The 16915-nt window shown below is 70.9% G+C and carries 14 protein-coding genes and 1 tRNA gene; 9 read left to right on the forward strand and 6 right to left on the reverse strand.

The features are described 5' to 3' along the window. Positions 1 to 307: 307 nt before the first annotated feature. The 4 genes from eno to ACZ60J_RS18940 all read left to right on the forward strand — a co-directional run bounded on the left by eno (position 308) and on the right by ACZ60J_RS18940 (position 3749). Complete coding sequence (gene eno / locus ACZ60J_RS18925; protein ID WP_469683164.1) at positions 308 to 1588, forward strand: phosphopyruvate hydratase; 1281 nt, start codon at positions 308 to 310, stop codon at positions 1586 to 1588. 133 nt (positions 1589 to 1721) lie between these two features. Further along, positions 1722 to 2210, forward strand: coding sequence for an FtsB family cell division protein (locus tag ACZ60J_RS18930; RefSeq protein ID WP_469683166.1), 489 nt, complete (start codon positions 1722 to 1724; stop codon positions 2208 to 2210). Between the two features lie 40 nt (positions 2211 to 2250). After that, the gene (locus tag ACZ60J_RS18935) at positions 2251 to 2811 is read left to right on the forward strand and encodes a DUF501 domain-containing protein (RefSeq protein ID WP_469683168.1); all 561 of its coding nucleotides are present in this window, start codon (positions 2251 to 2253) and stop codon (positions 2809 to 2811) included. Further along, complete coding sequence (locus ACZ60J_RS18940; RefSeq protein ID WP_469683170.1) at positions 2808 to 3749, forward strand: Ppx/GppA phosphatase family protein; 942 nt, start codon at positions 2808 to 2810, stop codon at positions 3747 to 3749. The genes ACZ60J_RS18935 and ACZ60J_RS18940 overlap by 4 nt, the downstream gene beginning before the upstream one ends. A gap of 66 nt (positions 3750 to 3815) precedes the next feature. Here ACZ60J_RS18940 and ACZ60J_RS18945 read toward each other — a convergent pair whose 3' ends face one another. Further along, positions 3816 to 4943 carry a DNA polymerase III subunit beta family protein gene (locus ACZ60J_RS18945; protein ID WP_469683172.1) on the reverse strand — a complete coding sequence of 376 codons (1128 nt, stop codon included), beginning with the start codon at positions 4941 to 4943 and terminating at the stop codon, positions 3816 to 3818. Positions 4944 to 5419: 476 nt separating this feature from the next. Here ACZ60J_RS18945 and ACZ60J_RS18950 point away from each other — a divergent pair, with 476 nt between their 5' ends. Both ACZ60J_RS18950 and ACZ60J_RS18955 read left to right on the forward strand, forming a co-directional pair. Then, positions 5420 to 6805, forward strand: coding sequence for an NAD(P)/FAD-dependent oxidoreductase (locus ACZ60J_RS18950; RefSeq protein WP_469683174.1), 1386 nt, complete (start codon positions 5420 to 5422; stop codon positions 6803 to 6805). A gap of 228 nt (positions 6806 to 7033) precedes the next feature. Further along, positions 7034 to 8377, forward strand: coding sequence for a class I SAM-dependent methyltransferase (locus ACZ60J_RS18955; protein ID WP_469683176.1), 1344 nt, complete (start codon positions 7034 to 7036; stop codon positions 8375 to 8377). A 77-nt stretch (positions 8378 to 8454) separates the two neighbouring features. Here the strand turns inward: ACZ60J_RS18955 and ACZ60J_RS18960 are convergent, their stop codons facing one another. Both ACZ60J_RS18960 and ACZ60J_RS18965 read right to left on the reverse strand, forming a co-directional pair. Next, complete coding sequence (locus tag ACZ60J_RS18960; protein WP_469683178.1) at positions 8455 to 11004, reverse strand: ABC transporter permease; 2550 nt, start codon at positions 11002 to 11004, stop codon at positions 8455 to 8457. Between the two features lie 55 nt (positions 11005 to 11059). Continuing rightward, complete coding sequence (locus tag ACZ60J_RS18965) at positions 11060 to 11824, reverse strand: ABC transporter ATP-binding protein (protein ID WP_469683302.1); 765 nt, start codon at positions 11822 to 11824, stop codon at positions 11060 to 11062. A gap of 589 nt (positions 11825 to 12413) precedes the next feature. Between ACZ60J_RS18965 and ACZ60J_RS18970 the strand changes: the two genes are divergently transcribed. Beyond that, positions 12414 to 12495, forward strand: a tRNA-Leu gene (locus ACZ60J_RS18970). A gap of 191 nt (positions 12496 to 12686) precedes the next feature. After that, entirely contained in the window at positions 12687 to 13544 is an 858-nt protein-coding gene (locus ACZ60J_RS18975; RefSeq protein WP_469683179.1) for a Bax inhibitor-1/YccA family protein, read from the forward strand. Positions 13545 to 13689: 145 nt separating this feature from the next. Here the strand turns inward: ACZ60J_RS18975 and ACZ60J_RS18980 are convergent, their stop codons facing one another. After that, a complete protein-coding gene (locus ACZ60J_RS18980) occupies positions 13690 to 13920 on the reverse strand; it encodes a DUF4287 domain-containing protein (protein WP_469683181.1) in 231 nt (76 codons plus the stop codon). 106 nt (positions 13921 to 14026) lie between these two features. Here ACZ60J_RS18980 and ACZ60J_RS18985 point away from each other — a divergent pair, with 106 nt between their 5' ends. After that, entirely contained in the window at positions 14027 to 14434 is a 408-nt protein-coding gene (locus tag ACZ60J_RS18985) for a hypothetical protein (RefSeq protein ID WP_469683182.1), read from the forward strand. 19 nt (positions 14435 to 14453) lie between these two features. On the opposite strand, the gene ACZ60J_RS18990 is transcribed toward ACZ60J_RS18985, so the two are convergent. After that, positions 14454 to 15263, reverse strand: a complete 810-nt coding sequence (locus ACZ60J_RS18990) for a hypothetical protein (RefSeq protein ID WP_469683184.1) — start codon at positions 15261 to 15263, stop codon at positions 14454 to 14456. A gap of 406 nt (positions 15264 to 15669) precedes the next feature. Continuing rightward, complete coding sequence (locus ACZ60J_RS18995; RefSeq protein WP_469683185.1) at positions 15670 to 16890, reverse strand: acetyl-CoA C-acetyltransferase; 1221 nt, start codon at positions 16888 to 16890, stop codon at positions 15670 to 15672. Positions 16891 to 16915: the final 25 nt, after the last annotated feature.

Here is a 16915-nt window from a genome sequence, read left to right on the forward strand (position 1 = left end):
TGCCGCATTCGCGACGCGCAGTAGTTCCACACGTAGATCCACCACGCAGATCCACCGCCCGGCGCGCAACCCCCTTCGCGCCGGGCGGTGCTGTGTGCGGGTGCTGCCGGGCTGACGGACCCTCCGAATCGCCGATGATCAAGGGCCCTATGTCCTGTAAGGGGGGCATTCAGGCCCTTTTTCGTCCCAGGACCCGGGCGGTCGGCTGGCCGAGTGCCCGGAGGCGGTTAGGCTCTAAGCGGCAAGGCCATCCCACGGCCTGACATGCCACCGCACACCCAGCGTCACATCCCAGAAGGAGATGCTCGTGCCGTCCATCGACGTCGTCGTAGCCCGGGAAATCCTGGACTCCCGAGGCAACCCCACGGTCGAGGTCGAGGTGGGCCTCGACGATGGCAGCACCGGCCGTGCTGCTGTCCCGTCCGGCGCCTCCACCGGAGCGTTCGAAGCCGTAGAGCTCCGCGACGGTGACCCCAACCGCTACATGGGCAAGGGCGTCGAGAAGGCGGTCCTCGCCGTCATCGAGCAGCTCGGCCCGGAGCTCGTCGGCTACGACGCCACCGAGCAGCGCCTGATCGACCAGGCGATGATCGACCTGGACGCCACCGAGAACAAGGGCTCCCTCGGCGCCAACGCCATCCTCGGTGTCTCCCTCGCCGTCGCGCACGCCGCGTCCGAGGCCTCCGACCTCCCGCTCTTCCGCTACCTCGGCGGTCCGAACGCGCACCTGCTGCCCGTTCCGATGATGAACATCCTGAACGGTGGGTCGCACGCCGACTCCAACGTCGACATCCAGGAGTTCATGATCGCCCCGATCGGCGCGGAGTCCTTCTCCGAGGCCCTTCGCTGGGGTGCCGAGGTCTACCACACCCTCAAGAAGGTCCTGCACACCAAGGGCCTCTCCACCGGTCTGGGCGACGAGGGCGGCTTCGCCCCGAACCTCGAGTCGAACCGCGCCGCGCTGGACCTCATCGTCGAGGCCATCAAGCAGGCCGGCTACGTCCCGGGCACCCAGATCGCTCTCGCGCTCGACGTCGCCGCGTCCGAGTTCTACAAGGACGGCAACTACGAGTTCGAGGGCAAGTCCCGCTCGGCCGCCGAGATGACCGACTACTACGCCGAGCTCGTCGAGGCGTACCCGCTGGTCTCCATCGAGGACCCGCTGTTCGAGGACGACTGGGAGGGCTGGAAGACCCTCACCGACCGTCTGGGCTCCAAGGTCCAGATCGTCGGCGACGACCTCTTCGTCACCAACCCCGAGCGTCTCGCCCGCGGCATCGAAGAGGGCTCGGCGAACGCCCTGCTCGTCAAGGTGAACCAGATCGGTTCGCTGACCGAGACCCTGGACGCCGTCGAGATGGCCCAGCGCAACGGCTTCAAGTGCATGATGTCGCACCGTTCCGGCGAGACCGAGGACGTCACCATCGCCGACCTCGCGGTCGCCGTGAACTGCGGCCAGATCAAGACCGGCGCCCCGGCCCGCTCGGACCGCGTCGCCAAGTACAACCAGCTGCTGCGCATCGAGGAGATCCTCGACGACGCCGCGGTGTACGCGGGCCGCAGCGCGTTCCCGCGCTTCAAGGGCTGATCAGTCCTTTAGGGGCGCAAGCCTCCCTACGTCCCCGCACTCGGTCCCGTACCGTGTGCGGGGACGTAGTGCGTCGTGCGCCGTGCGCACCGAGGGCGCGCGTGCAGCGGGTGCATATAGGGGAGGCGGATCAATGGCCGGGAACCGGGACCGGTTCGCCACGTTCTCGACCGCGACCAGGCTCAAGCAGCTCGGCGAGCGGACCGCGGCGCACGTGTACCGCTCGCAGTCCCGCCGGCAGGTCCGCCGCAGCCGGCTCACCGGCCGGGCCGCCCTGCTCGTCCTCGTCCTCTGTACCCTGGTCGTCGCGCTCGCGTATCCGATGCGCCAGTACGTCTCCCAGCGCTCGGAGATCGCGAAGCAGCAGAAGGAGGCCGTCTCCGCGCGGGACCGGCTGGAACGGCTGCGCGACGAGAAGGCCCGCTGGCAGGACAACGCGTACGCCGAGCAGCAGGCGCGCAAGCACCTGCACTTCGTCCGGCCGGGGGAGATCAGCTACATCATGACCGACCCCGGAGCCGCCGCGGGAGAGCAGCGCCGCAGCGGACAGGCCGCCACCGACCGGCCCTGGTACTCCAACGTCTGGGACGGCGTCGACAAGGCCGACCGCCCGGGCGACTGAGTCCCACCCATCCACGAGAACGAAAAGACTTCCTCCAGGCATGCAGACGCCCCCGCCCCAGACCGACCGGACCGAGCCGACCGACGCCGACGTCGAGGCGTTCCAGCAGCAGCTCGGCCGCCCGCCGCGCGGGCTCCGCGCCATCGCGCACCGCTGCCCCTGCGGGCAGCCGGACGTGGTGGAGACCGCCCCGCGGCTCCCCGACGGCACCCCCTTCCCGACGCTGTACTACTTGACCTGCCCGCGGGCCGCCGGTGCGATCGGCACGCTGGAGGCCAACGGCGTGATGAAGGAGATGCAGGCCCGTCTCGCCACGGACCCGGAGCTGGCCGACGCCTACCGGGCCGCGCACGAGGACTACATCACCCGCCGCGACGCCATCGAGGTGCTCCAGGGCTTCCCGAGCGCCGGCGGGATGCCGGACCGGGTGAAGTGCCTGCACGTGCTGGTCGGCCACTCCCTGGCCGCGGGCCCGGGCGTGAACCCGTTCGGCGACGAGGCCCTGGCGATGCTGCCCGAGTGGTGGGCCAAGGGCGCCTGCGTCACCCCGTGCGGCGAGAAGAAGGCCGCCGAGGGCGCTGCCGAGGGGGCGGACGCGTGACCCGCGTCGCGGCCGTCGACTGCGGTACGAACTCCATCCGGCTCCTCGTCGCGGACCTCGACCCCGCCACCGGCGAGCTGGTCGAGCTGGACCGCCGGATGATCGTCGTCCGGCTCGGCCAGGGCGTCGACAAGACCGGCCGGCTGGCTCCGGAGGCGCTGGAGCGCACCTTCGCGGCCTGCCGCGAGTACGCGGCGGTCATCAAGGAGCTCGGCGCCGAGCGGGTGCGCTTCGTGGCGACCTCGGCCTCCCGGGACGCCGAGAACCGCGACGACTTCGTCCGGGGGGTCCTGGACATCCTGGGCGTCGAGCCCGAGGTGATCAGCGGGGACCAGGAGGCCGAGTTCTCCTTCACCGGCGCCACCGGCGAGCTGACCGGGCGCACGGACCTGGAGCGGCCCTTCCTGGTGGTGGACATCGGCGGCGGCTCCACGGAGTTCGTGGTCGGAGCCGAGCACGTGGGGGCGGCCCGCTCCGTCGACGTGGGCTGTGTCCGGATGACCGAGCGCCACCTGACGGTGGACGGGGTCGTCACCGACCCGCCGACCGCGGAGCAGATCGCCGCGATACGTGCCGACATCGAGGCGGGCCTGGACCTGGCCTCCGAGACGGTTCCGCTGGCCGAGGCGCGCACCCTGGTGGGCCTGGCCGGGTCGGTGACCACGGTCGCCGCGATCGCGCTGGGCCTGGAGGCGTACGACTCGGCGCGGATCCACCACTCCCGGATCTCCTACGAGACGGTCCGCGAGGTCAGCGAGCGGATGCTGACGCTGACGCACGCCGAGCGCGCGGCCATCCCGGTGATGCACCCGGGCCGGGTCGACGTGATCGGCGCGGGCGCCCTGGTCCTGCTGGCGATCATGGAGCGGGTCGGCGCCTCGGAGGTCGTGGTCTCGGAGCACGACATCCTCGACGGAATCGCCTGGTCCATCGCCTGACGACCGGCGCGCACGCACACCACGGTGCCCCCGGCGGATCCCGCCGGGGGCACCGTCGCGTCCGGCCTAGCCGTCCAGCCGGACCGGCATCAGGAGCGAGAAGGTCTCCTCGTCGTCGGGGCGGCGGATCACCACGGGGGCCTTGGGGGCGCCGAGCTCCAGGACCAGCCGGTCGCGGGCCCCGGCGGCGAGGGCGTCGAGCAGGAACGCGCGGTTCAGGCCGACGTCGGCCGGGTCGTCGGTGCCCTCGTCGCCGAGGGTCAGCGTGCCCCCGTCGGTCACCCTGACCACGCTGACCTCGCCGGTCGCGCCGTCCTGCTCGCGCTCGGAGGGGCGGACGGGGCCGTTTTCCAGGGCCTTGCGGAAGGCGGCGACGTCGACGGGGACGCGGCGCCCCGCGGGCAGGGCGACGAGGCGGCGGTAGTCGGGGAACTCGTGGTCCAGGCAGCGGCCGGCCGCCTGGCGGTCGGCCGACTCCGTCTCCAGGGACACGCGGTCGCCGTCCACGGTGAGCAGGACGGGTGCGTCGTCGCTCAGCAGCGCCCGCATCGCGTCCGCGAGCGGGGCGGGTACGAGGAGGCGGAGGCGGGGTCCGGTGTGTCCGGCGGCCCCGGTGCGGGCGACGGCCAGCCGGTACCGGTCGGTGGCAACGACGCGCAGCGCCCCGTCCTCGATGTCGAAGAGGATGCCGCCGAGCACCGGCAGCTCGGGGTCGGTGCCGACGGCGAACCGGACCGCGTCGAGCGCGGCGGCCAGCTCGGGGGCGGACAGGGTGAGCCGGGCGGTCGCGGCGGCGGTCGCGGTGGTGGGGCCGGGCGTGGCCTGGGTCGTGCTCATGGGGTTCTCCCTGCGGTCGAGTAGGGCGCGGATCGCGGAGAGCTCGGTGCGGGCGTCGGACAGGCCCCGTTCCAGCCGGAGCAGGTGTGCGCGGAGCAGGCCGCGGACCAGATCGGTGTCCGTGCCGGCCCAGCCGGCCAGCACGAGCCGGATGTCCGCCAGGGGCATGCCGGTCCGCCGGAGGCGGGCCAGCAGCCGGGCCTCCTCGACCTGCTCGGGTCCGTACCAGCGGTACCCGCTCGCGGGATCCACCCGGACGGGGACCAGCACGCCGGCCCCGTCGTAGAACCGCAGGGCACTCACGCTCAGCCCGCTGTCGAGGGCCGTCTCGCCGATACTGCGCATCTCGTTCTCCACGCCCCGAACCCTGGGGCCTCGACCAGGTCGAGGGTCAACAGCGGGGGCGGTAGTGGGGTCGGTGGCGGCGCCGGAAGGGGTCCCGGGGGGTCGCTCGGGGGGCTGCTCGGGGGTCTTTGGTCCCGTCGTCCACATGAACTTCGTGAAGTTCTTCACAAGGAAAAGATGCCTGTGGGGGCTCTGGAGGGGCCTTTTGGGCGAGCCGAGACCCTCCCGGGCCTTCTTTTCGCTCGCGTTCGTGCGATTGCCGGACGCCGCGGACCTCTGTCGGTAGGTATCCACGAAGGTGGTGGTCTACTCCGCTTGAGGGCCTGGAGGCCAGGTCGGGACTGGTGTTCAACGACTCCCGTTACACCCTGGTTCCCGTTTCCCGCCATGACCTCGGTCACGTGGGCGGCGGAGTGTAGCAGAGGGGCCTGAGGTCCTTGTGAAGGGGCTCACGAGCGTCACCCCTGAGGGTGCTGGATACTCGTTCCATGAGCACCACGGAGCGTCCCAGGATCCTCGTTGTAGGAGGTGGGTACGTAGGCCTGTACGCAGCCAAGCGCATCATGAAGAAGATGCGCTACGGCGAGGCGACCGTCACGGTCGTCGACCCGCGCTCGTACATGACCTACCAGCCCTTCCTCCCCGAAGTGGCCGCAGGCAGCATCTCGCCTCGGCACGTCGTCGTACCTCTGCGACGCGTGCTCCCGAAGGCTGAGGTCCTCACCGGCCGCGTCACCAGCATCGACCAGGACCGCAAGGTCGCCGTCGTCACGCCGCTCGTCGGCGAGGCGTACGAGCTGCCCTTCGACTACCTGGTGATCGCGCTCGGCGCCGTCTCCCGCACCTTCCCGATCCCCGGCCTCGCCGAACAGGGCATCGGCATGAAGGGCGTGGAAGAGGGCATCGGCCTGCGCAACCACGTACTCGAGCAGCTCGACAAGGCCGAGTCCACGACGGACGAGGACGTCCGCCGCAAGGCCCTCACCTTCGTCTTCGTCGGCGGCGGCTTCGCCGGTGCCGAGACGATCGGCGAGGTCGAGGACATGGCCCGCGACGCCGCGAAGTACTACACCAGCATCAAGCGCGAGGACATGCGCTTCATCCTGGTCGACGCGGCCGACAAGATCCTTCCCGAGGTCGGGCCCAAGCTCGGCACCTGGGGCAAGGAGCACCTCGAGTCGCGCGGCATCGAGATCTACCTGAACACCTCCATGGACTCCTGCGTGGACGGCCACGTGGTGCTGAAGAACGGCCTCGAGGTCGACTCCAACACCCTCGTGTGGACCGCCGGCGTCAAGCCCAACCCGGTGCTGGCCCGCTACGGCCTGCCGCTGGGCCCGCGCGGCCACGTGGACGCCGACCCGACCCTCCAGGTCAAGGGCACGGACTACATCTGGACCGCCGGCGACAACGCCCAGGTGCCCGACCTCGCCGCCCGCAAGGCCGGCGTGGAGAACGCCTGGTGCCCGCCGAACGCCCAGCACGCGCTGCGCCAGGCCAAGGTCCTCGGCGACAACGTCATCTCGGGCATGCGGGGCTTCCCGCAGGCCGAGTACGCCCACTCCAACAAGGGTGCGGTGGCGGGCCTCGGCCTCCACAAGGGCGTCGCGATGATCGTCATGGGCAAGATGAAGATCAAGCTCAAGGGCCGTCTCGCCTGGTACATGCACCGTGGCTACCACGGCATGGCCATGCCGACCTGGAACCGCAAGATCCGCGTCTTCGCCGACTGGACCCTCGCGATGTTCCTCAAGCGCGAGGTCGTCTCCCTCGGCGCCCTGGAGAGCCCCCGCGAGGAGTTCTACGAGGCCGCCAAGCCGGCGCCGGCTCCGGCCGCCGTCACGGTCCCGGCCGAGAAGGCCAAGGCCTCCTGACCCCGTAGGGGCCGGCAGGACCAGCGGGACCGGTCCGGCCGGCTCGACAGGTTCAGACAGGTTCGACACGCAGTACCCGTACGACCCAGTGCGTCCCGAAGGGGCTGCCCGCCATCCGTGGTGCGGGCAGTCCCTTCGGCATATTCGGGACCGGATCCGGGTAGGCCGTCCGGTCGGAAGTTGTCAGAACTTGTCAGGAGCTCTTCGGAGCCCGTTGGAGGATCCCGCATGAACGACGCCGCGCCGCGGCTGGCCGCTTTAGCCGAAACCCTGCTGGGAGCCCCCCTCCCCGTCCGGATCCGGGCCTGGGACGGCAGCGAGGCCGGCCCGCTCGGCGGTCCGATCCTGGTCCTCAACCACCGCCGCGCCCTGCGCCGGATCCTGTGGAAGCCGGGCGAGCTCGGCCTGGCCCGCGCCTGGGTGGCCGGTGACCTGACGGTCGACGGCGACCTCTTCGAACTGCTGGACCGGGTCGGCGGGCTGCTCTGGGAGCGGGACCGGGAGCCCGCCGCGGAGGCGGCCGCCAAGGCCGTCAAGGGCTTGGGTGACAAGGCCGCCGGTCGCGCGGCCCAGCTGCGCGATCCGCGCACCCGGGCCGCCGTACGGGGCCTCGTGGGCCTGGCGCGGCCGTGGACCAAGCCGGCTCCGCCGCCCGAGGAGGCGCACCGCCGCGGCGGCGGCCCCCGGCACACCAAGGGGAGCGACCGGCAGGCCATCAGCCACCACTACGACGTGGGCAACACCTTCTACGAGCGGGTCCTCGGCCCCTCGATGGTGTACTCCTGCGCCTACTGGACCCCCGGCGGGAGCCTGGAGGACGCCCAGCGGGACAAGCTGGACCTGGTCTGCCGCAAGCTCGCCCTGCGCCCGGGGGACCGGCTCCTGGACGTCGGCTGCGGCTGGGGCTCGATGGCCCTGCACGCGGCCCGGGAGTACGGGGTGAAGGTCACCGGGATCACGCTCTCGCGGGAACAGGCCGCCTACGCCCGCAAACGGGTCGCGGAGGAGGGCCTGGCCGACCTCGTCGAGATCCGGGTCCAGGACTACCGGGACGTCAAGGACGGCCCGTACGACGCGATTTCCTCCATCGGGATGGCCGAGCACGTGGGCGCCGACCGCTACCGCACGTACGCCCGCACGCTGTACGGCCTGCTGCGGCCGGGCGGGCGCCTGCTGAACCACCAGATCGCGCGGCGGCCCGAGCCGGACGAGGAGGCCTACCGGATCGACGCGTTCATAGACGCCTACGTCTTCCCCGACGGGGAGCTGTCCCCGCTGGGCACCACCGTCGGCGAGCTGGAACGGGCCGGCTTCGAGGTCCGCGACGTGGAGGCGCTGCGCGAGCACTACGCGCTCACCCTGCGGGCCTGGGTGGCCCGGCTGGAGGAGCACTGGGAGGAGGCGCAGCGGCTCACCTCGCCCGGGCGGGCCCGGGTCTGGCAGCTGTACATGGCCGCCTCGGCGCTCGCCTTCGAGCACAACCGGCTCGGCGTCAACCAGGTGCTCGCGGTGCACACCGGGACCAGATCGGCCTCCGGGATGCCGCTGCGCGCCCGGGAGTGGCCGGCGTAACCCGTACGGGCGAAACGGCGCAGGGCCCCGCGACGGGATGTCGCGGGGCCCTGCGCCGTTTCGTGGAGCGGTGGCCGCTACTCGGTCTTGATCGCGGTCAGCATGTTCAGCCGGGCCGCGCTGCGGGCGGGCCACATGGCCGCCAGGGCGCCGACGATGCCGGCCAGCAGCATGAAGATCGCGATCCGGTCGAAGGGGATCACCAGGGCGTAGTTCGGGATCGAGCTCTTGATGGTCTCGCCGACGGCCCAGGCGATGAAGGTGCCGAGGGCCACGCCGATCACCGCGCCGAAGAGCGAGATCACGATGGCTTCCAGGCGGATCATGTTCTTGACCCGGCCGCGGTCCAGGCCGATGGCCCGCAGCATGCCGATCTCCTGCGTCCGCTCGTACACGGACATCGCCAGGGTGTTGACGACGCCGAGGATCGAGATGATCAGCGCCATGCCGAGCAGTCCGTACATGATGTTCAGGGCGGTGTTGATCATGCCGCCCATCTCGTTGCGGATGTCCTGCTGGGTGGAGAAGGTGATCGCCGGGTTCTTCCCGAGGGCGTCGACCAGGGCGGCCTCGGCCTTGGGGGAGGCGCCGCCGTCCATCTTGACGTAGGCCTCGCGGACGGTCGGCTCCTCGGTGTGCTGGTCGAGGATCTTGGAGTCGATGACGTACGGGGAGAGCATGCCCTCCATGTCCTTGTAGATCGCGCCGACCTTGAGGTCCGCCTTCTTGTTGTCCTCGAAGGTGACCTTCAGGGTGGAGCCGACCGACAGGCCGGCCGCCTTCGCGGTCTTCTCGGCGACCGCCACCTGGCCCGAGGCCAGGCTCGCCAGCTGACCGCTGACCACGTCCACGTTGAGGAGCTGGCCGATGGCGGCCGGGTTGACGCCGGAGACGGAGTCGTAGCCGTCACCCGCGGTCTTGAAGTACCCCGCCTGCTGCGGGGAGACCGCCTTGACGCCCGGGGCCTTCTCCAGGGCCGGGATCACCGAGGGGTCCATGCTGCCGAAGGTGTCGCCCATGGAGACCTTGTAGTCGGCCTTGAGGTTGTCCGTGGTCATCCGGTCGATGGCCTTGCCCATCGTGATGCCGAGCACGGACAGGGCGGTGACCAGGGTCAGGCCGATCGCCAGCGAGGCGGCGGTGACGGCGGTGCGGCGCGGGTTGCGGACCGCGTTCTGGGCGGCCAGCTTGCCGGCCACGCCGAAGGCCTTCTCCAGCAGCGGGCGGACCGCCGCGATGACCGGCCGGGAGAGGGCCGGCAGCAGGATGATGATGCCGATCATCGTGAGGAAGGCGCCGGCGCCGATGAGCATCCGGCCGTCCCTCCCCGCGATCGCGCCACCGAGGATGCCGAGCAGGCCGAGCAGGGTGACCGCGCCACCGATGCTGTTGCGCAGCACCAGGGACTTGGCGGTGGCCGGCAGGTGGGCGCTGCCCATGGCCGCGACCGGGGCGATCTTGGCGGTGCGGCGGGCGGGCAGCCACGCGGCGAGCATGGTGACCACGACGCCGATGGCGATCGCGGCGACGACGGTCAGCGGGGCCACGACCAGCGGGCCCGCCGGGATCTTGGCGCCGAAGGCGCCCATCGCGGAGCGCATGGCGATCGCGAGGCCGACGCCGGTGACCAGGCCGATGGCGGAGGAGATCACGCCGACGACCAGGGCCTCGGCGAGGACGGAGCGCTTGACCTGGCCGCGGTTGGCGCCGACGGCCCGCAGCAGCGCGAGCTCCTTGGTGCGCTGGGCGACCAGCATGGTGAAGGTGTTGTAGATCAGGAAGACGCCGACGAAGAGCGAGATCAGCGCGAACACCAGCAGCATCTGGTTCATGCTGTTCATCTGTTCGCTGATGAACTTGGCCTGGTCGGCGGCGAGCTGGGCTCCGGTCTGGGCGGTGACGTCCTTGCCGACGACCGGCTTGATCTCCGAGAGCAGCTTGTCGTCGTCCGTGCCCGGCTTCGCGCCGACGGAGAGCTCGTTGTAGTAGCCGGGCTGGAGGTAGAGCTGCTGCGCGGTCGCCGTGTCGAACAGGGCCAGCGAGCCGCCCGCGTTGACCGCGCCGTCCTCGGTGGTGAAGATGCCGGCGAGGGTGTACTCCGTGGCCGGTCCCTTGCCCGCCACCCGGACCTTGTCGCCGACCTTGTACTTGCCGCGCTCGGCGGTGTCCTTGTCGAGGGCGACCTCGCCGGCCTTGGCCGGACCGGCGCCCGCGGTGAAGTCGTAGCGGGGGTCCTTGCCGTCCGCCATCGGGAAGAAGTTGGCGCCGGTGTTGGACCAGCCGTTGCCGATCAGCTTGCCGTCCTGGTCGCCCACGGCGGCGAACCCGGAGACGCGGCCGGAGACGGAGGACACTCCGCCGAGGGCCTTGACCTTGTCGAGGGTGCCCTGGCTGATGCCGGGCTCGCCCTCCTTGGCGCCTTCCTCGGTGCGGCCCTGGCCGTGGGAGGTGACCGAGACGGCGACGCCGTCGAAGCTCTTGGCGGACTGGTTGGACATCGCCTTGCCGACGGTGTCGGTGAAGACGAGCGTGCCGGAGACGAAGGCGACGCCGAGGACGACGGCGAGCACCGTCATCAGCAGCCGGGCCTTGTGCGCGAGCACGTTGCGCAGGGCGGTACGGAACATGGTGGAGGAATCCAGGGTCTGTGGGGTCAGCGGGGACGGGGCGGAGGGGCGTCCCTCAGCTGGTGCGGCCCTTGGCGTCGAAGGCCTTCATGCGGTCGAGCACGCCGTCCGCGGTGGGCTGGATCATCTCGTCGACGATGCGGCCGTCGGCGAGGAAGATGACGCGGTCCGCGTAGGAGGCGGCGACCGGGTCGTGGGTGACCATGACGACGGTCTGGCCGAGTTCGCGCACGGAGTTGCGCAGGAAGCCGAGGACCTCGGCGCCGGAGCGCGAGTCGAGGTTTCCGGTGGGCTCGTCGCCGAAGATGATCTCGGGGCGGGAGGCCAGGGCGCGGGCCACGGCCACGCGCTGCTGCTGGCCGCCGGAGAGCTGGGTGGGGCGGTGGGAGAGGCGCTCGGAGAGGCCGACCATGTTGATCACCGCGTCGAGCCACTGCTTGTCGGGCTTGCGGCCGGCGATGTCCATGGGGAGCGTGATGTTCTCCAGGGCCGTCAGGGTCGGCAGCAGGTTGAAGGCCTGGAAGATGAAGCCGATCTTGTCCCGGCGCAGCTGCGTGAGCTGCTTGTCCTTCAGCGTGGACAGCTCGGTCTCGCCGATGCGGACCGATCCGGCGGAGAAGGTGTCCAGGCCGGCGACGCAGTGCATCAGCGTGGACTTGCCGGAGCCGGAGGGGCCCATGATCGCGGTGAACTGGCCCGCCGCGAAGTCCACGGAGACGTTGTCCAGAGCGACCACCTGGGTCTCGCCCTGGCCGTACACCTTGGAGAGGCCGGTGGCGCGGGCGGCGACGGCCTGGGAGGTGTGCGGGGCGTAGTTCATGGTGGTCACGGAGGCTGCTCCTGTCGGGGGCTGCGGCAGGCGGACCGGGCTCGCGGTCCGCGGTTGGCGGGACTCCTCCATCGTCGCGGCGCCCACCCCCGCTCGGGATCAGCCGTGATGCCCCTTCTCCGGTCCACCGGAGAGTGACCGCGGAGGGCCGCGTCTCCTCCTTTGGTATGACGGCGGCCCGCAGGCGGTAGGGGGAGGCTGCCGGGCGGGCGGCGCCGGGAGGGGAGCGGGAGCCGGGTCGCGCGGCGGAGCGGAGCCGGAAACGGAGCCGGGAACCGAGCCGGGAGCGGGGCGGGGCCGGAGGCGGCACCGGGGGTGGAAAGGCACCGGAAGCGGAGCCGGGCCGAGGGGGTGGCGGACGGGGTGGCGTGCCGGTGGCGCGGGCCATCGAAATCCCGTCAATCCCGCGGTGGCCATGATCGACGCCCGGAACGTGCCGACCGTGGCTTCTGTCCCCTGACGTGCCATCAAGCGCCAATAAAATCAGACAACATCGGTGAGATGCCCAGGTGGGGGCGCAAGTGTTCCGGATAGGCTCGGCGTAGCGTTCAAGGCTTTTCCTAGGGGGCCGCTACGCCCTGCCCGGATGGTGGAATGCAGACACGGCGAGCTTAAACCTCGCTGGCCTTCGGGTCGTGCCGGTTCAAGTCCGGCTTCGGGCACGCTGATGGTGAGGACGTTCCGTTTCAGGCCGGAACGCGCGAGGGCGGGGGCGCCACGAGTGCCCCCGCCCGTCCCGCTGAGCGGGGCCCGTATCAGGGTGCAAAGATCCTCCTCCAGCAGTAGGGCGATTTCTTTGCGTTCGCATTACTCTTGATTCCAAGGCCGCGCACGGTGGCCATGGAGGAGTGAGATGAGGAGCAGCAACCCGGTCTTCTCGCGACGGGGGTTCAGCCGCGACAACGGTGCTTATGCGGGCTTCGGCACGCAGCAGCCCCAGGCCCAGGCCGGGACCGCCACCAACCCGTACGCGACCAACCCTTACGCGACCGACCCGGCCACGGGTATGCCGCAGGCGCCGGTCCGTGGCAACGCGATGACCATCGACGACGTCGTGAGCCGTACGGCCATGACGCTCGGCACGGTCATCCTGACGGCGGCCGTCTCCTGGATCGCGCTTCCGGTCGACCCGGCCAACATCAACAAGTCGTACGGCATCGCCATCGGCGCTGCGCTCATCGCGTTCGTCTTCGCGATGATCCAGTCGTTCAAGGCCAAGCCGGTCCCCGCGCTGATCCTGGCCTACGCGGCCTTCGAGGGCGTCTTCCTCGGCGTCATCAGCTCGGCCGTCAGCACCTACGTCGGCCCCGGTACGGTCGTCCAGGCCGTCATGGGCACGATGTGCGTCTTCGCCGGCGTGCTGATCGCCTACAAGATGCGCTGGATCACCGTGAACCGGCGCTTCGTCGGCTTCGTGACGGCGGCCGCCATCGGCTTCATGCTGCTGATGGTCGTCAACATGCTGTTCTCGGTCTTCGCGGGCGGTGACGGCCTCGGCTTCCGCAGCGGCGGCCTCGGCATCCTCTTCGGTGTCATCGGCATCATCCTGGGTGCCGCGTTCCTCGCCATGGACTTCAAGATGGTCGAGGACGGCGTGACCTACGGCGCCCCCCGCGAGGAGTCCTGGCTGGCGGCCTTCGGCCTCACCATGACCCTGGTGTGGATCTACATGGAGATGCTGCGCCTGATCTCCATCCTCAAGGGCGACTAGTACGCGCTGCTTGACCTGCTTGACCTGAGGAAGGCCCCGCGAGCACACGCTCGCGGGGCCTTCCCGCATGTCGGGGGGTCAGCGGATCGAGTGACCCGGGCGGTCGGGTCGTCGTCGGGGGCTACGGACGGGGGCAGGGGCCGGCTCAGCCGAACCGACGGGCGGCCCTGCGCAGGTCGTACTCGTGGATGATCGCCTTGGCCTGGCCGTACGACAGCTCGTGCGCGCCGAGCAGCCAGCTGACCTTCTCTTCGAACCGGACGAGGGAGGGGCCCTCGTCCACGGCCCGGAGCCAGTCGGAAAGTTCACGACCGGTGGTGTGCGGGATTCTGTCGATCATGTTGCGGTGGGTCTGTTCGGAGAACTCGACGGACATGGGCGCCTCCGGGGGTATCGCCGTGCTGTGCTGTTCTCTTCACGCCACCGTGCCGGAGAGTTCGCCCGTTGGCAATGGCGCCCGGGCGGCGCGTAAGGTCGGCCGGGTGCTCGATACCTCACCCCTGACCGCCGCCGTGGAACGTTTCGCCGACCGGCTGCGGGCCGCGCCGCAGAGCCGGCTCCAGCAGGGCGCCGCCGAGGTGGCGCTGGACCTGGCCCGGGAGCTCTCGCTGCGGGCCCAGCGGCTGGAGGCGGCCGTCGCGGACGCGGCGGATGCCGCGGGCACGGCGGGGGCGGCTCCGGCGCGGACGATGCCCGATGCCGGGATCTTCGTCGTGGGCGACCAGCTGGCCGTGGCCGGGCTGGACCTCGCGGAGGCCCTGCACGCCGCGCAGGCGGGCCCCGCGGGCACACCGGGCCCGGAAGGTCCGGACACGGCGAAGGCCCCGTCCGAGGTGCTGGACGAGGCCGTTCGGCTGGTGGATCAGGCGGAAGCCAGGGCGCTGCGGTGACGCGGACCGGTGCGGGGACTCAGAGCGAGGCGATGACCCGGTCGGCGAGGATGTAGACGTTGCTGTCCGGGTCCTCGGAGTCGCCGCAGGAGAAGGTCAGGGCGTAGGCGCCGGAGATGCCCGAGCCGCCCAGCAGGACCGGTGCGCTGCCCGAGCGCAGGGCGTCGGCGAGCCGCTCGGCGGTCTCCCGGTGGCCCGGGGTCATGCAGAGCGTGGTGCCGTCGGTGAAGACGTACACGTCCAGGGTGCCCAGCGGGCCGGGGCGGACGTCCGCGAGGGCCGTACGGGCCTCCGCGAGCTCCTCCAGGCGGTTGACCGTGCGCTCGTGGTCGGCGCCGGGGTGTGAGGCCTGCACGGGGACGAAGTCGGGGTGCGAGGGGTGGCGTCGGCGGGCGGCGGCCAGCTCGGCCGAGTCCTCCGGGTAGCTCTGGTAGTCCTCGGCGTCGTCGCCCGGCAGCGGGTCCAGCCCGACCAGGTCCGCCTGCCGGGGCAGGAAGACGGGGTTCTCCTCGCCGAGGCCGGACAGGCCGCCCAGCAGCGAGGGGGCGTCGGCGGCGTCACGGGCCTCCTGGGCGGCCCAGAAGGCGCGCGCCTCGGCGAGCTCGCGCTCGCGCTCCTCGGCCAGGGCCTCGGCGACGGCCGCTCGTATCTCGGCGGCGGGGGACTCCACGGCGCTGCGGGCGTGCGGAACGGTGGTGCCGCGGGGCTGCGAAACCGCCAGCTCACCGCGGAGTGCGGTGACCTGCTTGCGCAGGCCGTGGACGGCGTGCAGCGCAGCAGCGCCGACGGCCGTGGCAGCGGCCGTGGTCAGCAGTAGGGCAAGAGACATGGCGCTCACTGACTAACTCCTGATTGATTCGATCCCCCGACTTCCTACATCAGCTTGTCCTGCCCTGGGAATGGCTTGCAGTGCATTACGTCATGAATTGGACAGGCCTTTCGTCCCGGGAGCCCCATCCGTACCAGCCCTGACCTGCGAAAACAATGATCCCCCAGGACTTAGGTCACATCCTGGGGGACATTTGGTCACAGAACGGCCGCGAGAGGATTAGATTCGGCGTCAGTACGCCGTAGGGGATCAAGCAGATCCCGTACGGCGTCTGGCCTCGGCTCTTGATCCCGACGGCTCCGACCTAGCTGAGCCGCTCGATCCTGTGGTCGCGCTGAGCTTCGCCTCCGCGGCGGGCAGGTGCCGTCCTTCGTTCCTCGGGACGACCCCTACCCGCCGCTGCGGCTCAGCTCAGCCGCTCGATCACCATCGCCATGCCCTGGCCGCCGCCGACGCACATGGTCTCCAGGCCGAACTGCTTGTCGTGGAACTGCAGGCTGTTGATCAGCGTGCCCGTGATGCGCGCGCCGGTCATCCCGAAGGGGTGACCGATGGCGATGGCCCCGCCGTTGACGTTCAGCTTCTCCATCGGGATGCCGAGGTCCCGCTGCGAGGGGATCACCTGGGCCGCGAAGGCCTCGTTGATCTCGAACAGGTCGATGTCGTCGACGGTCATGCCCGCCCGCTGCAGCGCCTGCTTGGAGGCCTCGACCGGGCCCAGGCCCATGATCTCGGGGGAGAGGCCGGTGACGCCGGTGGAGACGATCCGGGCCAGCGGGGTCAGGCCCAGCTCGCGCGCCTTGGTGTCGCTCATGACGACCAGCGCCGCGGCGCCGTCGTTCAGCGGACAGCAGTTGCCGGCCGTGATCAGGCCGTCGGGGCGGAAGACGGGCTTGAGGCCCTGGACGGCCTCCAGGGTGACCCCGGCGCGCGGGCCGTCGTCCTGCGAGACGACCGTGCCGTCCGGGGTGGTGACCGGGGTGATCTCGCGGGCCCAGAAGCCGTTCTTGATGGCTTCCTCGGCCAGGTTCTGCGAGCGCACGCCGAACTCGTCCATGTCGGCGCGGGTCACGCCCTTGAGGCGGGCCAGGTTCTCCGCGGTCTGCCCCATCCCGATGTACGCGTCGGGGGTGCGGCCGTCCTCGCGCGGGTCGTGCCAGGTGGAGCCGGTGGACTCGGCGACCTCCTTGGTACGGGCCTCGGACTCGGCGAAGAGCGGGTTGTGGGTGCCCGGGATGCCGTCGGAGGAGCCGTTCACGGACCGGGAGACCATCTCCACGCCCGCGGAGATGAAGACGTCGCCCTCGCCCGCCTTGATGGCGTGCAGCGCCATCCGGGAGGTCTGGAGCGAGGAGGCGCAGTAGCGGGTGATCGTGGTGGCGGGCAGGTGGTCCATGCCCATCTGCACCGCGACGATCCGGCCGAGGTTGTGGCCCTGCTCGCCGCCCGGCAGGCCGCAGCCCAGCATCAGGTCGTCGATCTCGCGCGGGTCCAGCCCGGGGACCTTGGCGAGGGCGGCCTGGATGACCGTGGCGGTCAGGTCGTCCGGGCGGACGTCCTTGAGGGATCCCTTGAAGGCGCGACCGATCGGCGAACGGGCGGTGGAAACGATGACGGCTTCGGGCATCGGGGCTCCAAGGGAGGTGGTGTCG

It is taken from the genome of Streptomyces sp. NPDC104226 (genome assembly GCF_055584085.1).